Origin of the sequence: Paraburkholderia agricolaris (assembly GCF_009455635.1) — a bacterium.
Classification (GTDB): domain Bacteria; phylum Pseudomonadota; class Gammaproteobacteria; order Burkholderiales; family Burkholderiaceae; genus Paraburkholderia; species Paraburkholderia agricolaris.
Map to the genome: position 1 here is coordinate 128,107 of NZ_QPER01000002.1, position 18,886 is coordinate 146,992.

Below are 18,886 nucleotides of genomic sequence, written 5' to 3' on the forward strand. Positions count from 1 at the left end.
GTTGTTGATGCGGACTCGCGGGCCTGTTGTTTGAGCCTGCGAGTCTGCACGTTGCTAGCAACGCGCAATCAACTCTCGTGGCGCGTGCCGGACGTCGGTGCCTTTAACAATGTAGACGACCAGTTCCGCAATGTTGGTGGCGTGGTCGCCGATACGCTCGATGGCCTTCGCGATAGACAGATAGTCGAACCCTGTCGCGATGGTCCGGGGATCTTGCGTCATGGACGTGATGAGGCTGCGCATGAACGCCACGAACTCGTTATCGATGGCTTCGTCGTCCTTGACGATCTGTGCGGCAGCAACGGTATCCATTCGCGCGAAAGCATCCAGCGCGTGACGAAGAATATCCACGGCCAGTTTGCCGGCGGCTTTGATCTCGGAGATGTTGACGGCCTGCGGCGTGGACGAACCCATCGCAATGCGACGGGTTCGCTTCGCAATCTTCCGTGCCTCGTCGCCCGCGCGTTCGAGGTTGGTGATGCACTTGGAGGCGGCCATCAGCAGTCGCAGGTCGCGAGCGGTGGGCTGCCGGCGGACGATGATGTTGCTGACTTCTTCGTCGATTTCTATTTCCATCGCGTTGAGCCGGTGCTCGCCCTGAAGGACCTGCTCAACAAGTCTCAGATCGAACGTGTTCAACGTCTCGATTGCGCATGCAATCTGCGCCTCCACCAAGCCGCCCATTTCGAGCAATCGGGTCAAAAGCAGATCGAGGTCGAAGTCAAATCTGCTGGAAAGATGCTTATCCGACATCTGCGCTCCTTGGACAAACTTGCCTGCGACTCGATGAGCGGCGGTGCATGTCCCGATCAGTAAAGGATATAAACAGTATATACAGTTTATGACAATTTCAGGAATAGTTTGACGCGGCCGCCTTGTTGCAGTGGCTTCGGCAGACAGGCCGCTGCCGTCGTTCACGACGCGGGATAAAGTTATCCCCAGATTTTGTTCGCAAGGCTGTGGACAACCCACGGGCAAGCGTCGCAAGCTGATGAAATGACTGGATTTTTACGGGGCGCGCCGAGTGCGTGCATTGGACGGATGGCCACAGCGGCCATCAGATTGCTTCACGATACCGAGCAGCCCGCGGGTTGGGGCCAAGCGGCGGTTGAATGGCTACCACGCCTTGCGCAATGCCTCGTGCGCGTGGTGCATATGATGCTTCTTCTGCTCTTGCAGGTATGCAACGGCCTCTTTGAGCACCTTCGCCTCACCGAGCTGGAACGCATACTCGCGCAGCAAGGTTTCGCTCGTGACAAGGTCGTTGAGCTTCCCGAGCTCGTCCTGCACCGCCGTCAACCGGTCAATCGCGGCCTGATGACTGCCATCGAGCGCCGGCAAAAAGAACTCCAGCAGATATCGCAACTTCTTCCCTGCTATGCGGACTTCATGCAGCGCCACGTACCCTGAATGTTTATCCGATGCCGCCTGCCTCACGCGCTTCCTCAAAGCCTTCTCGGCGGATGCCACGCGGCCCTCGGCAAATGAGGCAAGCGTGGGACAGGTGGATCGCGAATCCAGTTGCTGTCGCGCGCCTGTCAATGCGTGCCGGAGTATCCGCTCGACATCGGCATTGCCGATGGTTCTTCGACTGAACGACAAAGCGTCGGCGCGATGCTCGTCCACAGACGCGAGAAGTGCAGAGAATGTGCGCTGCGCCGACCGGTCAGCCGCAAGCAGGTCGCGCAAAATATCCCAGTCGCGAGTTTTGCCTGCTGCGTTGGCGAGAGACTTGAATTCCTCACGCTGCAGCGCCGAGTCTTTCTTGTCGAGCAAGGGTTCGTAGGCCCACCAGAGCGAACGCAAACGGCGCAGCGCGACGCGCAGCTTGTGCAGTACTTCGGGGTCCGCTTTCAAATGCAATGCGTGGGCACGCTGAGTGGCATCGGCGGAGATTGACGTTGCCAGACATACAAATCCGTCTGCCGCCGACATGGACCGGGTTATCGAATCCGGCCGCCCGCTGTCGTCGCTGGTGGCCGACGCGGACGCTCCTGCTCCCGGGCTTGCGGGTACGAAAATCTGGGCGTTCATTTCCGGGACGTCCTCGAGCACGGCAGGATGAGCAGGGCAGCAAGTGACGGATATAAGCGGCGAATGACTGTTCGCCGGGGAATTCGCAACGCGCCGTGATTGCGAAAGCTATCGGCCACTCATTGAGATCGTACAACGGCGAATTCCCGAACGCCAACGCGCATTCCCGGCCGTACCTGGATGGCCCCGGAAAATCCGTCATGCCTGTCAGTGCTCAACGACGATGCGCGACAACAGTGGACACTACGCCCGAAAAAACCTGTATATTTATACAGTATTCAGGGCGCAATTTCACAACCACGAACTGACACTTTTAATTGGAGGCTGGCCATGGATGCACGCGTTCGCAGGCCGGGTCATCCAATGCCTGAGATGGCAGCCTTTATGGCCAAGCTGCGCTCTGCTTTCGGAGACGAGACGGTTGACGAGGCAGTCAGACGAGGTAAAGCTGGCGAGCCAACCTTCTATGCCTGCGAGAATGGCAACTCGGTTGGCACAGCAAGTTCCGCGACCGGCAGCGTCTGGCTTGTCGACTCCACGATCCGGAACAGGCAATATTGCGCCGGGTGCGATGGTGGCTGCGTCGGGCAGGATGTTGGTTGCAAGGAGTGGCTGCAACGGAAAGCAGCCAAGGAGAACTCGTGAAAAGAATTGGATTGGCCGTATTGATGGCGACGCTCACGCCGGCCGTGTACGCGGCTGGCGGCTATACCGAGGTTTGGAACCCACCCGAGGCGCGGGCGAGCGCATCGCGCAGAGCCGGTGCCGCGCACAAGCTCGCAGTTCGTCCGCACGTCGCTCCTCGTGCGGTGAACGTTCAGGCGCGACGCGCCCCGGCGCCGGCACCGAAACTGGTCGCAAAGCAAAGCACGATACAAAAGAGCCCGCCGGCAAGCGAGCCGGACATGTCTGGAATTCCCCGCCAGATCACGCCTGAGGGAAACGTGCTTCGGGTTGATTCCCGTGGCATGTCGGCTGAGGTCATGCGTTGATGGAATCGGAGATCTACAACGGCTATAGCGTGTGGGGGCACGCGATCCTGCAACAGGAAGACATTCTCCAGCCGGAACGCTACGCGGCCAGCGGGACGATTACGGTAGGCGGGAAGCTGATTGAAGCGTCGGGAATCCTCGGCTATTTCGATACCGGGGAAGAAGCGCAACTTGCCGGGCGGGATTGGGCACGCGCCTGGGTCGACGCGCACGGTTGATAGCCGCCCCCTTCTAACCGGGGTCGCCTTTGCCGGTAAGCAAGCGGGTACGAACCCTCGTTGACTTTGTGCCGCCCCTCCCGTAGTGTGAAATTCGCCGCTGTGAAGAGCATCGCTCCTGCGCCCGCCGGTCGAGCTGGCAGCATCCCGGCATTCTGACCTTCGAACTTTCTCTACTTCGTCAATCGCTCTGTCAGCCATGGAAAGCAATCGCGCGCCCAGTCAAACGGATGAGCTCGCCCGCAGGCCTGCTCGCGCCGCAGATTACGCGGCCGAGAACCGGGCGCTGGTGGCACTCGCCCGTGTTCAGGCCGGCCCGCGTTCCGAGTTCCTTCAGGCTATCGCGGATACGGCTCTGTCCCTTTGTCATGCTGATAGCGCGGGTATTAGTCTGGTCGAAGGACCTGACGACAATCGGGTCTTTCGCTGGTTCGCGGTTGCCGGACTTTGCGCCGGCCTGCGCGGCAAAACCACCACATGGAATGAGTGTCCGTGCGGCGTCACATTGGAGTCAGGCGCCCCGCAACTTTTCATCAATCCGCAAGCCCGGTTTCCTTGTCTTCAGTTTCCCGGCGTGGAGGTGCCTGAAGGCATTGTCGTTCCGATTCCGGCGGATAACGGAGCGCTGGGCGCCATCTGGGTCATGTCGCATGCGCAAGATTGCAGATTCGACCTCGAAGACGTCCGGCTGCTGTCCAATCTCGCCGTTTTCGCGGGTTCTGGCCTGACGATTGTCAACGCGCGCGACAGCGGCGAAGAGAGTGACCGACGGCACAACGAGTTCATCGCGATGCTCAGTCACGAATTGCGCAATCCAATGACGCCGATCGATGGCGCCATCAGTGCGGCAAAACGGCTTTGCGTCGAAGACGAACGAGCCGTGGAAATGTTGACGGTCGCGCAACGCCAGATGAGGCATCTGCGCACGCTGGTCGATGACCTGCTCGACGCCGCCCGGCTGAAGCACGGTAAGCTCGCGATCAAGCACAGTGACACTTCGCTCAGCGAGATTGTGTTTGATGCCGTGACAGCCATCAGGCACCACGTCTTGTCCCGCAGGCACACGCTCAGGATCACCGGGCTGGACGAGCCCGTCTACGTGCGCGCCGACCATGTCCGCTTGAGCCAGGTGCTGGGCAACCTCCTGTCGAACGCGGCGAAATATACGCCTGTCGGAGGGACTATCGAGCTTAACGTGCGCGTCGAGGCAAACAATTCGAGCGACCAGTCAGACGGGCTGCTTGTCATTGACGTCGCAGACAACGGCATGGGAATTGATAGCGCGATTCAGCCGTATGTCTTCGACCTGTTCGCCCAGTCCGCCCGCGGTCGAGCACGCTCCGAAGGAGGGTTGGGGATAGGGCTCGCGGTAGCGAAGCGGATGGTCGAGTTGCATCAAGGAACCATCTCGCTCAGGAGCGAAGGTTCAGGCAAAGGCACGGTTGTGACGCTCCGTTTGCCGATACTCCAGAAAGCAATGGATACCGCGGACATCGCAGCCCGCAAGATACCCAGCGTGACGCCCGAGCCGGCGCGTCTGTTGCTGGTTGACGACAATCAGGATGCGCTTCGGGCGCTGAGCATCCTGCTCGAACTCGAGGGGCACGAGGTAACGACGTCGGACAATGGGCGTGATGCGATACGGCTGATGTCTGAAAAGCACCCCGAGGTGGCCATCGTCGACGTAGGGATGCCGGAAATGGACGGCTTCGAGGTGGCGCGAACGGTGCGCCTTAATCACCGACTCGACGACATGGTGCTCGTTGCGCTCACGGGCTATGCGTCTGAATCCGACAAGTCGAGAGCGCTGGCGGCCGGCTTCGATTTCCATCTGACCAAGCCGCTTTCGCTCGATAAGCTGCAATACATCCTGGCAAATCGTGCCGACGGCACGCTGCGAGGTATTGTCTAAGTTCGTTGGAAGTTGAACCCTTGGACCGGAGCGCGTCCTGCGCCCCGGCGGCCGATTCTTCAAGCAGTGGGCGCGGCTTTTCTCGGCTGGGTCAGCATGGCGGGTTGCAATATCTCGTCGAGCTGGGATTGACTCAGTAGCCCTTTGCTAATCACGATCTCCGCGACGCTTCGACCGGATGCAAGGGCTTCCTGTGCAACCTCCGTCGCATGCGTATACCCAATGTAGGGGTTCAGCGCGGTCACGATACCGATCGAATTTTCTACGATTGAGCGCAACCGGTCCCGATTGGCAGTGATTCCGTCGACACACCGGGACGCCAGCGTCAAACATCCAGCCCGCAGATGCGCCACGCTCTTGAAGATGCTGTGCGCGATGATGGGCTCGAACGCGTTGAGTTGAAGCTGCCCGGCCTCGGCGGCAAAACTGACGGTCACGTCATTACCAATGACCTCAAACGCGATCTGATTGACTACTTCAGGTATCACCGGGTTGACCTTGCCCGGCATGATGCTGGAGCCGGCCTGCACCGGCGGCAGGTTGATTTCCCCAAGACCTGCGCGGGGGCCGCTTGAAAGGAGCCGGAGGTCATTGCACGTCTTCGACAGTTTCACTGCGACGCGCTTCAACACGCCGGACAGTTGTACAAATGACCCGACATCCTGCGTCGCTTCGACCAGGTTGGGCGAGGTCGTTAATGGAATGCCCGTTACGTCGCTGAGGTGACGGCATGCGAGTTGTGCGTACTCGGGATGCGTGTTGATGCCCGTTCCAATGGCTGTTGCGCCCAGGTTGATCTCGCAAATCAGCCTTGACGCTTCCCTGAGGCGCTCTTCGTCTTCGCCGAGCATGACGGCGAACGTGCTGAACTCCTGTCCCAACGTCATGGGCACGGCATCCTGCAGTTGCGTGCGCCCCATCTTCAGGTCGTCCTTGAATTCTTCCGCCTTGCGTTCGAACGATGCCCGGAGCACGGCCATGGCATCGACCAGTTGCATGATTCCCGCGTACGTTGCGATTTTCAACGCGGTCGGATAGACGTCGTTGGTGCTTTGCCCGAGATTGACGTCCTCATTGGGATGAAGGATGTGGTACTCGCCACGTTCGTGACCGAGGTGCTCGAGCGCAAGATTGGCAATGACCTCATTGGCGTTCATGTTGGTTGAGGTGCCGGCGCCGCCCTGAATCACGTCGACGACAAAGTGGTCATGTGCGACACCGGAGCGAACCTGCTTGCAGGCTTGCACGATAGCCGACATCTTGAGCTCGCTGAGAAGCCCCAGGTCGTAATTTGCCAGCGCCGCCGCTTCTTTAACGCTCGCAAGCGCGTTGATGAGATTCGGATAAACCGAGATCGGGATGCCCGTGATGGGAAAGTTCTCGAGTGCGCGCAGCGTGTGGACGCCATAGTAGGCTGCCGCCGGTACGGCGAGGTCGCCGAGAAGGTCGTGTTCGATGCGTTCGATGGCCGTGAGCATAGCGATCCTTGGTAGGAAAAAACCTGGACGAAGTGCGAGGCCCGGGATCCGTGCACAGCCCGGATCGGGGGGCAGAATGATTCGACCGGCTGCCTATGGGTGGTGCGATTCCGTTGCCGCGGTTGCATAGGCGACGCACTGCCGGGCAAGTACGTCTGTAGGGTCCACCAGGCGGACCGATTTGCCATTCGAGCCGACGAAATCCGTTTGCGGAAGCAGGAGCGGCAACTCGGTGCAGCCAAGGATGACGACTTCCACGCCTTGGGCAATGAGTCCGTCGATCGCCGCGGCGATATCGGTCTGACACTCGCCGGTCGTGAATCCGGCTTTCACCCCTGCGTTGCCATAAATCGCTTCCATCACGCGCGCCTGCAAAGCCGGTCCTGGAACGACCTGCAGCAATCCTTGTGAGGTTAGCGCTTTTTCATAGACACCGCTTTCGACGGTACCCGAGGTCGCCAGCACCCCCACTGAACGCAGCGAGGGAAAGGTCTCGCGAAGGTAGCGGACAGTCACCGTCAACATGTTCACGATCGGTATGCTTAGATAGGGCTGGATACGTTCAACGAATGCGTGAGCGGTGTTACATGGGATCGCAATGATGTCCGCGTCACCGGCTTCGAGCTTCTTGCAGGTCGCGTAAAGGGAGATGGTCGGGTCGGGTCCGTCGCCAATCAGGCTTTCCGTGCGGTCTGGAATCTGCGGGTTCTGTTCGACCAGCAACTTGATGTGGTCCTGGTCGCGTATAGCCGGCGTGTTCCTGACGATCTTGTGGATGAAATCCACGGTTGCCGCGGGTCCAACCCCGCCGACCACGCCAACCTTGAACAGCGTTTCGGGCGAAGAATACTGACCCGATACGACGTATTGCGCGTACGCCAGGTTTGAATCGATGAGCGGCACTTGCAGTGGGCCAATCTCTTCGGCTACCAGGGCGATTTCGGTCAGCCCCGGCACGATGAGGTTGACACCCTGCGCGATAAGGTCCTCACACGCCTCGCGCAAAAGCTCCACCGGCCGGCCGTTCAGATTTCCGCTCTTGACGCCCTCAGGTCCGTAGATGGCCTCCGTAACGAGGTCGAGATTGTCTCGCACGCTGGGGTAAACAACCTCAAACTCAGGCGCTGAAAAATACTTCTCGAACAAGCCCTTCCGGCGCGTGTAGTCGGACGCAAGGACGCCGATTCGACGCACGGAAGGAAACTTCCGCCGGACATGGCTGCGCACGGCCTCGACCATGTCGACAATCTGAAGCGGCGAGTTCGCCTTCAACTCATCGATAAACGTGTGGCTGAGGAAGCAAGGCAGCACAACCGTCGTGACCCCCTGCTTTTCGAAGCGGCTGATCAGGTCGAAAATATAGAGCTTTCGTTGTGTCGTAGCCGCGGTCCCGGCGCTCGAGCTGCCGAACGGATGCTGCTCGAACACCATGTCGAAGTGTTCCGCGTCGCTGGCAGCAGGCGTCGATTTGACGAGCTTGAAGAATACGTCCGCGCTGGCCAACGGCCCCAGACCGCCCACGATTCCAAACTTGTGCATGTTCCTTTCCCGCACGTCCTTCATTCCGTCTCACCCGGCAGTTGAGCGAAAACCGCATCGCTGGCGCGCGTCGCCTGCGTGACCGAACGCTTGGCTTCCCACTTCGCGATGACGGCCGTCGCGATGCTGTTGCCAATCACGTTGGTGGCGGTTCGCCCCATATCGAGCACCTGGTCGATGGCGAGAATGAGCACCACGCCGGACGGCGGCAGATGGAACATCGGTGCGACAGCCGCAACCACGACCACCGAGCCTCGGGCGACACCTGCCATCCCTTTGCTGCTCAGCATGAGTACCAGCAGCATCATGATCTGGCTACCCAGTGGCATATCGATACCGAAAGCCTGCGCGATGAAAATCGCGGCGAATGCCTGGTACATCATCGAGCCGTCCAGATTGAACGCGTATCCGAGCGGCAAGGTGAAGCCGACCACCTTTTTGTCGACCCCGAACTCTTCGAGCTTTTCGGTCAGGCGAGGGTAAGCCGCCTCGCTGCTCGCGGTAGAAAACGCCAGCATTGCCGGCTCGCGAATCGCCTTCAACAGTGCCCAGATCTGTTTGCCCAGAAAGCAATAACCCACGGCGATGAGCAGCGCCCAAAGAAGCACCAGACCGACATAGAAGCTGCCGATGAGCTTGCCGTACGTGGTCAATACATCCAGCCCGTGGACCGTGATGGCCGCTGCGAGTGCGCCAAAGACACCCACGGGCGCGAGGCGCATCACGTAATCGGTCAGCTTCAGCATGGCGGGTACGAGGGCGTCTACGCAGGCAATCAACGGCGTCACGCGCGGGTCGGTCTTGATGACGCTCAGCACCACGCCAAACAGGACCGAGAAGACAAGAATCTGAAGGATGTCATTGCGGGCCATTGCATCGATGATGCTGGCCGGAAACGCATGCGTCACGAAGTCTTTGAAGTTCAGACCGGCCGTATTCAGGCCTGTCGTCACATCGGCACTGGTCTGCACCATATGAAGCCCCGCGCCGGGTTGAAACAGATTCGCGAGCACCAGACCCAGGGCGAGGGACAGCAACGACGCGCTGAGGAACCAGCCCACCGACCTGAATCCGATTCGACGCACGTCGCTCGTCCCGGTCATGCCCGCAAGGCCGGAAACCAGCGTTGCGAAGACCAGCGGCGCGATAATCATCTTCACGAGACGAAGAAAAATATCCGTGATGATTGAAAAGTATCCGGCGATGGTTTTCGCTTCAGCGGCATCCGCGACCGACCGGTGGCAGACGTAGCCGACAATAACGCCGAGCACCATGCCGATAAAAATATAGAGTGTGAGGCGATTCTTCATTTGAACCCGTCCTGGGAAGGCGTATGGCGGTCGACTGCACCGCTGTGCGCATGCGTGGCAAAAACTCGCTGGGTCAGCAGGTTTTTGTGTACGGACGGATGTTAAGGAACCACAAAAAGATATCGATGCTAGTACTGCATGTGGTTATGCGAGTTTCGCATAACCCGTGAAAACCCTATCAGGAAGGCTGCGAGGCGGCGCGAATATGTCCCCAGAGGTTCTCCAGAAACTCACTGCGGTTTGACGCATCGCGGTACACGCGCAACTCGACCTCGAGTTGCCATTCGGAGCGCCCGGCTGGCACCAGTTCGCCCGATTCGAGTTCGGTATTGATGGAGCTCCTGGGCAGCCATGCGACGCCTTCGCCTTCCATCACGAGTTTCTTCAGTACTTCCGCCATGTCCGACTCGTAATGAAGTTGCAGCGCCGGAGCAGCCGTTGCCTGTTCAAGAAGTAGTGCGAGGCAGCGGCCGAAATAGCTGGTTTCCGTATAGGAGATGAACGGTAGCGGACGGTTTGCCGTGCCCGGCAACCGGAACGCGGGTGCCGAGCGTTCGTTGGGTCGGCAGACCGGCATGAACGTGTCGACGCCCACGGTCAGATGCTGGTATCGCGCGGGGTCCAGATGCAGCGGCAACTCCGGATGGTGATACGCAAACATCAGTTCGCAGTTGCCGTTGACGAGCATCAGAATCGAATCGTGCACGTTGGTCGGAATGACCCGCGCGCGCACCTCGCCAAAGTGGGCGGTGAGCGTCTTCAACCATGCGGGCAGAAAACTCAGCGCGATGGTGTGGCCGGCTGCAATCTGCAGGCCTTTGCCGGCCATCCGTTGCTCGGTGCGAATGATGGCGCGCGTATCGAAGAGCTTCTCGAGAATGTCTTCCGCTGCTTCCTGGAAGAGTCGCCCGGCGGGCGTCAGCGTCGGAGGAAAACTGCTGCGGTCGATGAGATCGGCGCCCACCCATTGCTCAAGCGACTGGATTCGCCGGCTAAAGCCGGATTGCGTCACGTTCCGGAATTCCGCTGCCCGTGAAAAGCTTTGATAGCGGGCAAGTGCGATGAAGTCTTCAATCCACTTGATTTCCATATCGGATCCTGTGACATGCCGTAGCGCCTGCGAGACCGGGAGATTCTACGCCGGGGCGCTGCCCCGGCCATCCATCGGTGCACCGGGACCGATGTACGCCCATCATGGGCGTGACAGACTTTCTGCATGCTGCCCGGTGCGCATAGTGTCATGCCGAATCAGCAAATGCACGGATTGGCTCGACGCAATGGCGCACATAAAAAACGCCCCTGGCGGGGCGTTGTGCAATCCGGGAATCTTGCGTTTTCAGCTTGTCCAGTTCTAGTTGTTGTACTGCGTCGTATCGTAGTACGTGGTTCCATTCTGCCCGCCACCCAACTGCACGAGCCGCGAACCACCGGACGTTAACGCCGGGAACGGGCAGTTCGTGCAGGTCTGCCCGCCGGTGGAATTGATCCCCGCGTATGCGGTGTTTTGATACTGACCGGCCGTCGTGTTGTTCGGTGCGCCGATCGAGAAGCCGTAGATTGACGTTGTCGAGCCAGAGGCTGTTCCAGGGCTGGCCTGGACCTGCACGGACGTCACCGGATAGGTGGGATTCGGTCCAGTCACGACGCTCGACCACGTGAAGCTCATCGCGTACTGCACGCCGGCCAGCGCCCCGCTTGGCGTGAGGAACGGAATCGCGTCCGGCGACAGCGTCGGCCATGCGACCGTGCTGCCCGCCGTAGCGTTTAACGGACTGCCCGGATTGATGATCGACGACTGGCCGAGCTGCGCGCCGCGCTGGTCGTAGAAGGTGACGGTGTAGGTCGCATAGAGCGGCACGGCGCTCGCGTCGATCGATTGCGTCGCGTAGTAGCCGCTCGAAGCCGGCGTGAAGTTCGCGGTCGATGAAAGCGATTGCCATGACCAGCGATAAAGCTCTGTATTGCTGTTAGTCATTGCAGGGGCAACCGGTGCTGCGTTCAACGGCAGATCCGACAGACCCAGCGAGTTGCTGCCGAGCGCGTTGCGCTGCGTTAGCCAGACCGGCGCAGCGAGGCCAGGTCCCGTGACGGAAGCTGAATACACCGCCGGATTCGAGGCGGTTGGAATCGCAATCTTGAGACCCGACTCGTAACGGTTCACGTCCGCCAGCTTCGAATCGAGGAAGGTACGGCGCTGGATTTGCGACATGATCGACACGGCAAATTGTGACTGATTGCCGATCAGATCCCAGCCGAGCTGCACGCCGCTCGGGAGCGTGATGGGCGTGGCGAGCTGTTGTGCGATGGTGTAGAGCACGCCGCCTGACGTACCGTTCGCCAGCGTGACCGGCAACTGCACAAGCGCCTGCTGCTTGCCGTTGCGCGTGAAGAAAGCGAGCGTCTTCGGCGAACCGAACACCGCGCCGCTGAAGGTCGCATCGGCCTGGTTGTGGCCTACGGCCAGATCGGTCGAGCCGTTTTCGAGGAAGGTGGCGTCGATGGCCGGCGAGCATGACGTGTTGAGCGTGCCATTCGCCGCGCAGGCGGTCAGCAGGGACGCAAGCGGCTCCAGATAGTTAGCCGCCGCGGCCGGCGCTGCCAGCGTGACCGACTGGGTGGTCTGGTTGTTGAGCGCGACAGTCGTGCCCGGCGCCGCATTCGACACCAGCAACAAGCCGCCGTTGGCCGCCGACACCAGCGAGATCGTGTCGATCACCGCATCGGCGCCGGTGTGATTCGGCGTAAAGGCCGTACCGACCGGATCGAAGCCCGCCGCCTGAATACCGTTCTGCGTGAGAATTTTCGCCAGTATCGCGTCGAGCGTGATGGTGGCGACCTGCACGGACGGCAGCGTCACCTTGGCCAGCGCCGTGGTTGATGCGAGGTCGGCCGGATTACCCGAGGCCGTCAGCATGGCGGCAATCGCGGTGGTCAGCGTGGTGACGTTCGCGATAGCCGGCGCCGTGCCGCCCGGCAGCTTGGCGAGTACGGAGACGAGCGGGGCGGAGATGCCCGTGGGGTCGGTGACGACGATCAGAAACGGCGCGCTCATGCCCTTCACCGAGATCGTGTACGCGCCTTGGGCGTTGGTGCTTGTGCTGGCCTGCGCACCGGTCGCATCGGTTAGCGTGACGGTCGCGCTCGCCACGGCGGTGCCTCGCGCAACTGTGCCGCTTACCGTGGTGGCCGTGACCGTCGGCGTGCTCGATGATGACGCTGAACTGGAACCGCCGCCGCCGCAACCGCCCAGTTGGAACATGGCAAGGGCCACGGCGGCCGCTACGCCGCTGCGCACTAACGATCGATGCATGAAATTCCCCGATGCTTCGTTTATATGATTCGCTTGCTACCCCGGCAGGCCAGACATGCCGGTGAACTTGACGGTGTTCCAGGTTTGCTGCGCAATGCCGCTGGATTGAATGCCGATAATCGCCTGCGATTAATCGATAAACGGCACATTCCTGACGGGCTTTAGCGCGTTCGGAGAATACTGCAAAGCGGCGCTCTTGTGTCGTGCGCCGGGGAAGCCCTCATTCAGGTTCAGCGTTTCTTTCTTACTTGCCCAACTCGTGGCCGATAATCCCGCCGGCTACCGCGCCGCCGACCGTGCCGACTGCGCTGTGATCGGTCGCCTCGTTACCGATGACCCCACCCGCCGCCGCGCCTCCAAGGGTGCAGCCGGTCGTTGCTGTCAACAGCGCCAATACCATTGCAAGCGTGCTCAGGCCAGATAGATTCCGCATGATGTCACCTCGGATGTGTGTCGATGCAAAAGGGACAGCAATTGCCATGCCGCGTCCGTATTACGAGTGTCCGTAGAGTTCGCGATGTACTGGCGTACGGTCGGTCAAACGGGTTTGCTGGAGTGTTCCGCGCTTGCTAGACTGCCCTTCGCCACCCAACTGCAAGCGCGTTTTTGCCGTCGTGCGCCTGCCTGGCGTTCACGTCCGCGACGCAATCAATCGGAGACGCCATGTCCTACCTGCTGCTTATTGTCGAACCCCCGGATCAACGTGTCGAACGCGGCGAGCAGGCGGGGCGCGAGGTCTATGACCAGATGGTGCGTTTTGCCGCCGACCTCAAAGAGCGCGGCAAGCTGCTCGCAGTCGAATCGCTGGCCTCCGAGTCCGTGCGCGTGCAGATGCGCGACGGTCAGCCCAAACTGCTCGACGGCCCGTTCGCCGAAGCCAAGGAAATGATCGGCGGCTTCTTCCTGCTCGATTGTGAAACCCGTGAAGAAGCGGTGGCGATCGCGCAAGCCTGTCCGGCCGCGTCGTGGTGCAGCGTTGAAGTCCGCAAAACCGGACCCTGTTTCCTGTAAGCCGGCTCGCCCGTTCGCGATTATTTTCTTGGGGTTTTCCCCTGGGTCGACGACAAATATGTCGATCCGCTCGCGCATCGCTCGTCGTGCAAGTAAGGAGCCAGCCAACAGGTAAGGGCTCGCCATCTACTACACGCCACCCAAGGAGCGATTGCGATGCGATTCATGATCATAGTGAAGGCCACTGCCCTGAGCGAAGCCGGCGGGCCGCCGGACGAAGCCCTGATGGCGGCGATGGGCGCGTACCACGAAGAACTGGTCAAGGCCGGCGTGCTGCTCGATGCAACCGGTCTGCAGCCGAGTTCGAAAGGCTGGCGCATCCGCTACAGCGCGGGCAAACGTACGGTGATCGACGGTCCGTTCGCGGAAACCAAGGAGCTGATTGCCGGCTATACGCTGATTCAGGTTCGCTCCCGCGAAGAAGCCATGGAGTGGGCGCGGCGGTTTCCGGCGCCGTTCGGCGAGCAGGCCGACGGCGAAATCGAAGTTCGGCAACTGTATGAACTCGAGGACTTCGAGCCGAGCCCGGAACTGGAGCGCTTCAAAGAACTGGACGCGGCTAAACGCGGTTAAACACTAACCGCGCCATACAAGTGATCGCCATGCCAATCCGCGCGCCCCATGAGGCGCCGATCCGGCCACATCGAAAGGGATTCATCATGCTCAAAACCATTCTGATCGCCATCGTTGCAGTGGTGGGTCTTGTGCTCATCTACGCGGCAACGCGGCCCGATACCTTTCGCATCGAGCGTAGCGTGCGCATCAAGGCGTCACCCGAGCGGGTCTATGGATTGATCGACGACCTGCATCAATTCAATCGCTGGAATCCGTTCCTGCGCAAAGATCCCGCGACGCAAGGCACCTACAGCGGCACGCCGGACGGCAAGGGGGCGCGCTATGCGTGGCAAAGCGAGAAGATCGGCGTGGGGCAGATGGAGATCGTCGATACGGCGGAGGCGTCGAGCGTGACGATGAAGCTCGATTTTCTGAAGCCGTTCGAAGCGCACAACATCGCCGAATTCGAGTTGAAGCCGGAGGCGGGAGAAACCCAGGTCACATGGGCGATGCACGGACCCGCGCCGTTTCTGTCGAAGCTGATGCAGGTGTTCTTCAGCATGGACCGAATGGTCGGCAAGGATTTCGAAGACGGCCTGAGCAATCTGAAAACGCTTGCCGAGGCGAACTGAATACGCGCGATGTGCTGCGCGAGCGGGCACATAGCAGAATCAATGGATTCCATCATGCATAAGCAGATCTACGTCAATCTCGCTGTCGACGATCTCGAACGGTCGAAGGCATTTTTCAGCGCGCTCGGTTTTACCTTCGATCCGCAATTCACCAACGAGCAGGCTGCCTGTCTGGTCCTCGGCGAGAACCTCTACGCGATGCTGCTGGTCAAGGACCTGTTCAAGTCCTTCACACGCAAGTCGCTTTGCAATCCGAAGGAAAGTACCGAGGCGTTGTTAGGGCTCTCATGCGAGAGCCGGGGCGAAGTAGATGCGCTGGTCGCCAAGGCGCTTGCCGCCGGCGGCATGGTGCCGCGCGCGCCGCAGGACTACGGCTTCATGTACGGACATGGATTCGAAGATATCGACGGCCATATCTGGGAGTTGATCTACATGGACCCGAACGCCAAGGCAGCGGGCTGATTCCGTGACAGCACAGGCCACCCATCGTGCCATCGAGGCAGTCTGGCGGATCGAATCCGCCAAGGTCATCGCCCATGTCGCACGGATCGTGCGCGACGTGGGACTCGCTGAAGAGCTGGCGCAGGACGCGCTGGTGGCGGCACTCGAACATTGGCCGGCTGCGGGCGTGCCCGACAATCCGGGGGCGTGGCTGATGGCAACCGCGAAGAACCGTGCCCTCGACCGCTTGCGCCAGGAAGCACTGCATGCCCGCAAGCGCGAAGAGTTGGGCCACGATCTCGACGCAAGGGAGGCGCACCTCGTGCCGGATTTCGTCGATAGCCTCGATGCCGCACGCGCCGATGATATCGGCGACGACCTGCTGCGGCTGGTGTTCACCGCGTGCCACCCGGTGTTGTCCACCGACGCCCGCGTCGCGCTCACGCTGCGCCTGCTCGGCGGTCTCACCACCGACGAAATCGCGCGGGCATTCCTCGTGCCCGAGCCGACCGTCGCACAGCGCATCGTGCGGGCCAAGCGCACGCTGTCCGCGGCCAAGGTGCCGTTCGAAGTGCCGCAGGCGGATGCGCGTGCGCCGCGGCTCGCCTCGGTGCTGCAGGTGATCTATCTGATTTTCAACGAAGGCTATTCGGCCACTGCCGGCGACGACTGGATGCGACCGGCGTTGTGCGAGGAAGCGCTGCGACTGGGGCGCGTGCTGAGCGGACTCGTGCCGGACGAAGGCGAAGTGCACGGCCTCGTCGCGTTGATGGAAATCCAGGCATCCCGTACCCGTGCGCGTATCGATACCGAGGGTAAGCCGGTGCTGCTGCTCGATCAGGACCGCAGCCGCTGGGACCCGTTGCTGATCCGCCGCGGCCTGGCCGCGCTCGCCACCGCGCACGCGTTGGGCGGCGCGAGCGGACCGTATGCGTTGCAGGCCGCGTTAGCCGCGTGTCATGCGCGCGCACGTCGCGCCGACGAGACCGATTGGGCGCAGATCGTTGCGTTGTACGACGCGCTGGCGCAGGTGGCGCCTTCGCCGGTGGTCGAGTTGAACCGGGCGGTGGCAGTCGGCATGGCGTTCGGGCCGGCTGCCGGACTGGAAATCGTCGATGCGCTCGCAGCCGATGCGGCGCTTGCGAACTATCACTGGTTGCCGAGCGTGCGTGGCGATCTGCTGGAGAAACTCGGCCGCGTGGATGAGGCGCGCGCCGAATTCGAACGCGCTGCCGCCATGACGCGCAATGCGCGCGAGCGCGAACTGTTGCTCGAGCGTGCCGCGCGCGGCCGCACGCATTGAACCCGAAGCGTACCCAGGCAACTTACCGGATCAACTGGCGCACACCCGGCGCGACGATCAGGCCGAAAAGAACGCCACGGCGGCCGTAACCACGCCCGCTGCGGCAATGCCGAACGACAGATTGCGCAGCCATTTCTTGCGGGTCAGCAATGTGATCGCGCACAGGGCGATCGCTACCTGAATCAGGGTCGTGGCCTGGGCCCAGCGATGATGGCCGTGCAGCAGTGCTTCACTTTTCGCGTCGTTATCGACGACTTCCTTCTCGATCGCCTCAGCCTTCGCGCGGATCGGCTCCTTCTGCTGCTTGTACTTGTCGACGTCGGCGAGGAATTTGGCATGCGCGTCGGCATTGCCGGCCGATAGCGCCGCGCCGAGTTCAGCGAGATTCTCTTTCTCGCCCTTGGCCTGGTAGTAGTTCCATTGATTCGACGCTTCGGTCTTTTTAATGGCGGCTTCGTTCTTGTAGTAGAGCGCCAGATTTTCGCTGTTGCCGCTCTGGTAGGCGCACAGCGCGCCGATCGTCGCGAGGATCGCCGTCATCACGGCCATGCGGCTCGCAAAGGGATCCTCGTCGTGGTGGCCGGCGTGTTCAACCGCATGGTCGTGCGGACCATGCACTTCATATTCTTCAGACATCTGATTCTCCGAGCGAAGCTTTTCTTGTGATCTCCGGGCGGCGCGCATGGCGGTGGCCCATGCGCGGACGACGCTGCAAGTGCTGCCCGCCGGTCCGGCGGGCTCAATCTTAGCGTGCGGCGCCCGGTGATGGAAAAGCTATCGGCGCGAAGATATGTCGATGAGGGACGTCGATGAGGAACGTCAACCGGCGGACGAAGAGGCGGCCGAAGGGCGAACGTCAGTGAATACCGGCCGCCAGCCACGTCCGCACGAGCGGGATCATATGTTCGCCGGCCAGCATGCCGAGCAGGCCGACGAGCGCGACCGTCGGCGGCGCGGGCGATTTCACCTGCATGATGCTGTAGAGCAAACCGACCACGACGCCGGCAATAAGCGAGATCAAATACGCTTTCATGTTTGATAAACCCATCTGAAATGCGGGCCGCCACGCCCGCTGGTCGCTTCGGCAATTACATCGTGATGACGATCCGGCCGCGCGCGCCGGCGGCCACTGCCTCATAGGCTTCGCGGGTCCGTTCAAGCGGGAATTCCTGCGCGATGGCCGGCCCTTGCAGCTTGCCGCTTTCGAAGCCTTCCACCAGCGCGGTCATCAGCGGTGCCGATTCGGCGACGCCCAGCTTGGCGCTGTCCACGCCGAGCAATTGCGTTTCGTTGTGGTAGAAGTCGATCAGATCGAATTCCACCCGACGTTGGCCCGTGGCGCTGATCTCCAGCACCCGGCCGCGGCGTTTGACGAGACTGAGTGCGGTCTGAAACGCGACACCGCCGACGGTGTCGTACACCACGTCCGCGCCGGCGCCGCCGGTTAGCGCCTTCAGGCGCGCCGTCACGTTTTCGTCGAACGGTACGTAGTCGTCGAGCAGCCGGGCCGCCGGGGTATCGGCGGACAGCGGATGACGATCGACCCCGATCACGCGGGCGCCCCGCGCTTTCGCGATTTGCACCACCGCGCCGCCGACAGCGCCGCCTGCCCCGATCACGGTAATCGTTTCGCCCGCCTGCAGATGGGCGTACTCGACCGTGCCGAGCCACGCGACCACGAAGCTCACGCCGATCGCGGATGCCTGCGCATGGCTGAGCGTAGCGGGCTTGCGCGACAAGGCGGTGAGCGGAATCTTGATGAACTCGGCATGTGTGCCGTCGCGTGTGAAGCCGATATCGCCGCCCGTGCCCCAGACTTCCGCGCCGAGCCAGGCCTGCGGGCCATCCACCACGACGCCGCTGAAGTCGCGTCCGGGCGTGCGCGGCAGGACCGTGTGCTCGAAATGGCCAGACACGTTCTTGACGTCGCTCGGATTCACCGAAGCCGCCTTGATTTGCACCACGGCACTATCCGCGTCGGCTTGCGGCGTCGGCAGATCGACGATTTCGAGAACGCCGGGTTCGCCAAAAGTCTTGAACTGAATCGCTTTCATCGCTTGTCACTCCTGTCGGGTCTTGCGCTGCCTCGTGCAGCGGATGAGCGTAGTCTAGGTGGCCGGTACGGAGGCGTTGAGACAAAGACTTTCGAAT

General features: G+C 61.2%; 20 protein-coding genes. 9 read left to right on the forward strand and 11 right to left on the reverse strand.

From position 1 onward, the window contains the following. Positions 1-54: 54 nt before the first annotated feature. A complete protein-coding gene (gene phoU, locus GH665_RS21880; protein ID WP_153142228.1) occupies positions 55-753 on the reverse strand; it encodes a phosphate signaling complex protein PhoU in 699 nt (232 codons plus the stop codon). 363 nt (positions 754-1,116) lie between these two features. After that, positions 1,117-2,034: a CHAD domain-containing protein gene (locus GH665_RS21885; RefSeq protein ID WP_153138816.1), complete on the reverse strand. Its 918-nt coding sequence runs from the start codon at positions 2,032-2,034 to the stop codon at positions 1,117-1,119. Positions 2,035-2,364: 330 nt separating this feature from the next. Between GH665_RS21885 and GH665_RS21890 the strand changes: the two genes are divergently transcribed. The 4 genes from GH665_RS21890 to GH665_RS21905 all read left to right on the forward strand — a co-directional run bounded on the left by GH665_RS21890 (position 2,365) and on the right by GH665_RS21905 (position 5,156). Further along, positions 2,365-2,679 carry a hypothetical protein gene (locus tag GH665_RS21890; RefSeq protein ID WP_030099364.1) on the forward strand — a complete coding sequence of 105 codons (315 nt, stop codon included), beginning with the start codon at positions 2,365-2,367 and terminating at the stop codon, positions 2,677-2,679. Further along, positions 2,676-3,026: a hypothetical protein gene (locus GH665_RS21895; RefSeq protein ID WP_153138818.1), complete on the forward strand. Its 351-nt coding sequence runs from the start codon at positions 2,676-2,678 to the stop codon at positions 3,024-3,026. The genes GH665_RS21890 and GH665_RS21895 overlap by 4 nt, the downstream gene beginning before the upstream one ends. Then, positions 3,026-3,244: a hypothetical protein gene (locus tag GH665_RS21900; protein WP_153138820.1), complete on the forward strand. Its 219-nt coding sequence runs from the start codon at positions 3,026-3,028 to the stop codon at positions 3,242-3,244. Before GH665_RS21895 ends, GH665_RS21900 begins: the two co-directional genes overlap by 1 nt. 199 nt (positions 3,245-3,443) lie before the next feature. Beyond that, positions 3,444-5,156, forward strand: a complete 1,713-nt coding sequence (locus tag GH665_RS21905) for a hybrid sensor histidine kinase/response regulator (protein ID WP_153138822.1) — start codon at positions 3,444-3,446, stop codon at positions 5,154-5,156. A 59-nt stretch (positions 5,157-5,215) separates the two neighbouring features. Here the strand turns inward: GH665_RS21905 and aspA are convergent, their stop codons facing one another. The 6 genes from aspA to GH665_RS21935 all read right to left on the reverse strand — a co-directional run bounded on the left by aspA (position 5,216) and on the right by GH665_RS21935 (position 13,193). Next, entirely contained in the window at positions 5,216-6,634 is a 1,419-nt protein-coding gene (gene aspA / locus GH665_RS21910) for an aspartate ammonia-lyase (RefSeq protein WP_153138824.1), read from the reverse strand. A gap of 93 nt (positions 6,635-6,727) precedes the next feature. Further along, entirely contained in the window at positions 6,728-8,197 is a 1,470-nt protein-coding gene (gene cuyB / locus GH665_RS21915) for a cysteate racemase (protein WP_153138826.1), read from the reverse strand. Then, entirely contained in the window at positions 8,194-9,483 is a 1,290-nt protein-coding gene (locus GH665_RS21920) for a dicarboxylate/amino acid:cation symporter (RefSeq protein WP_153138828.1), read from the reverse strand. Before GH665_RS21920 ends, cuyB begins: the two co-directional genes overlap by 4 nt. Positions 9,484-9,661: 178 nt before the next feature. Then, entirely contained in the window at positions 9,662-10,573 is a 912-nt protein-coding gene (locus GH665_RS21925; protein ID WP_153138830.1) for a LysR substrate-binding domain-containing protein, read from the reverse strand. A 261-nt stretch (positions 10,574-10,834) separates the two neighbouring features. Next, a complete protein-coding gene (locus GH665_RS21930; protein ID WP_153138832.1) occupies positions 10,835-12,793 on the reverse strand; it encodes a hypothetical protein in 1,959 nt (652 codons plus the stop codon). A gap of 244 nt (positions 12,794-13,037) precedes the next feature. Then, the gene (locus GH665_RS21935; protein WP_408273819.1) at positions 13,038-13,193 is read right to left on the reverse strand and encodes a glycine zipper 2TM domain-containing protein; all 156 of its coding nucleotides are present in this window, start codon (positions 13,191-13,193) and stop codon (positions 13,038-13,040) included. A 263-nt stretch (positions 13,194-13,456) separates the two neighbouring features. On the opposite strand from GH665_RS21935, the gene GH665_RS21940 reads away from it, so the two are divergent. The 5 genes from GH665_RS21940 (at position 13,457) to GH665_RS21960 (ending at position 16,735) form a co-directional block, all read left to right on the forward strand. Continuing rightward, on the forward strand, positions 13,457-13,804 hold the full coding sequence (locus GH665_RS21940; protein ID WP_153138836.1) for a YciI family protein: 348 nt from the start codon (positions 13,457-13,459) through the stop codon (positions 13,802-13,804). A gap of 156 nt (positions 13,805-13,960) precedes the next feature. Beyond that, complete coding sequence (locus GH665_RS21945) at positions 13,961-14,377, forward strand: YciI family protein (RefSeq protein WP_028195881.1); 417 nt, start codon at positions 13,961-13,963, stop codon at positions 14,375-14,377. Positions 14,378-14,463: 86 nt separating this feature from the next. Continuing rightward, positions 14,464-14,991 (forward strand): SRPBCC family protein, encoded by a 528-nt coding sequence (locus GH665_RS21950; RefSeq protein WP_153138838.1) that lies wholly within the window; start codon positions 14,464-14,466, stop codon positions 14,989-14,991. Positions 14,992-15,045: 54 nt separating this feature from the next. Continuing rightward, a complete protein-coding gene (locus tag GH665_RS21955) occupies positions 15,046-15,453 on the forward strand; it encodes a VOC family protein (protein ID WP_153138839.1) in 408 nt (135 codons plus the stop codon). Positions 15,454-15,457: 4 nt separating this feature from the next. Continuing rightward, entirely contained in the window at positions 15,458-16,735 is a 1,278-nt protein-coding gene (locus GH665_RS21960) for an RNA polymerase sigma factor (protein WP_153138841.1), read from the forward strand. A gap of 57 nt (positions 16,736-16,792) precedes the next feature. Here GH665_RS21960 and GH665_RS21965 read toward each other — a convergent pair whose 3' ends face one another. The 3 genes from GH665_RS21965 to GH665_RS21975 all read right to left on the reverse strand — a co-directional run bounded on the left by GH665_RS21965 (position 16,793) and on the right by GH665_RS21975 (position 18,789). Further along, positions 16,793-17,371: a DUF4337 domain-containing protein gene (locus GH665_RS21965; protein ID WP_153138843.1), complete on the reverse strand. Its 579-nt coding sequence runs from the start codon at positions 17,369-17,371 to the stop codon at positions 16,793-16,795. A 220-nt stretch (positions 17,372-17,591) separates the two neighbouring features. Next, entirely contained in the window at positions 17,592-17,768 is a 177-nt protein-coding gene (locus tag GH665_RS21970; RefSeq protein WP_046573155.1) for a DUF1427 family protein, read from the reverse strand. A gap of 55 nt (positions 17,769-17,823) precedes the next feature. Continuing rightward, positions 17,824-18,789 (reverse strand): quinone oxidoreductase family protein, encoded by a 966-nt coding sequence (locus GH665_RS21975; protein ID WP_153138845.1) that lies wholly within the window; start codon positions 18,787-18,789, stop codon positions 17,824-17,826. Between the last annotated feature and the right edge of the window lie 97 nt (positions 18,790-18,886).

What these genes read in the sequence shown, in the direction of transcription:
- phoU (WP_153142228.1), bottom strand. Translation starts at nt 753, where the DNA reads ATGTCGGATAAGCATCTTTCCAGCAGATTTGACTTCGACCTCGATCTG.
- GH665_RS21885 (WP_153138816.1), bottom strand. Translation starts at nt 2,034, where the DNA reads ATGAACGCCCAGATTTTCGTACCCGCAAGCCCGGGAGCAGGAGCGTCC.
- GH665_RS21890 (WP_030099364.1), top strand. Translation starts at nt 2,365, where the DNA reads ATGGATGCACGCGTTCGCAGGCCGGGTCATCCAATGCCTGAGATGGCA.
- GH665_RS21900 (WP_153138820.1), top strand. Translation starts at nt 3,026, where the DNA reads ATGGAATCGGAGATCTACAACGGCTATAGCGTGTGGGGGCACGCGATC.
- GH665_RS21905 (WP_153138822.1), top strand. Translation starts at nt 3,444, where the DNA reads ATGGAAAGCAATCGCGCGCCCAGTCAAACGGATGAGCTCGCCCGCAGG.
- aspA (WP_153138824.1), bottom strand. Translation starts at nt 6,634, where the DNA reads ATGCTCACGGCCATCGAACGCATCGAACACGACCTTCTCGGCGACCTC.
- cuyB (WP_153138826.1), bottom strand. Translation starts at nt 8,197, where the DNA reads ATGAAGGACGTGCGGGAAAGGAACATGCACAAGTTTGGAATCGTGGGC.
- GH665_RS21920 (WP_153138828.1), bottom strand. Translation starts at nt 9,483, where the DNA reads ATGAAGAATCGCCTCACACTCTATATTTTTATCGGCATGGTGCTCGGC.
- GH665_RS21925 (WP_153138830.1), bottom strand. Translation starts at nt 10,573, where the DNA reads ATGGAAATCAAGTGGATTGAAGACTTCATCGCACTTGCCCGCTATCAA.
- GH665_RS21930 (WP_153138832.1), bottom strand. Translation starts at nt 12,793, where the DNA reads ATGCATCGATCGTTAGTGCGCAGCGGCGTAGCGGCCGCCGTGGCCCTT.
- GH665_RS21935 (WP_408273819.1), bottom strand. Translation starts at nt 13,193, where the DNA reads ATGGTATTGGCGCTGTTGACAGCAACGACCGGCTGCACCCTTGGAGGC.
- GH665_RS21940 (WP_153138836.1), top strand. Translation starts at nt 13,457, where the DNA reads ATGTCCTACCTGCTGCTTATTGTCGAACCCCCGGATCAACGTGTCGAA.
- GH665_RS21945 (WP_028195881.1), top strand. Translation starts at nt 13,961, where the DNA reads ATGCGATTCATGATCATAGTGAAGGCCACTGCCCTGAGCGAAGCCGGC.
- GH665_RS21950 (WP_153138838.1), top strand. Translation starts at nt 14,464, where the DNA reads ATGCTCAAAACCATTCTGATCGCCATCGTTGCAGTGGTGGGTCTTGTG.
- GH665_RS21955 (WP_153138839.1), top strand. Translation starts at nt 15,046, where the DNA reads ATGCATAAGCAGATCTACGTCAATCTCGCTGTCGACGATCTCGAACGG.
- GH665_RS21965 (WP_153138843.1), bottom strand. Translation starts at nt 17,371, where the DNA reads ATGTCTGAAGAATATGAAGTGCATGGTCCGCACGACCATGCGGTTGAA.
- GH665_RS21970 (WP_046573155.1), bottom strand. Translation starts at nt 17,768, where the DNA reads ATGAAAGCGTATTTGATCTCGCTTATTGCCGGCGTCGTGGTCGGTTTG.
- GH665_RS21975 (WP_153138845.1), bottom strand. Translation starts at nt 18,789, where the DNA reads ATGAAAGCGATTCAGTTCAAGACTTTTGGCGAACCCGGCGTTCTCGAA.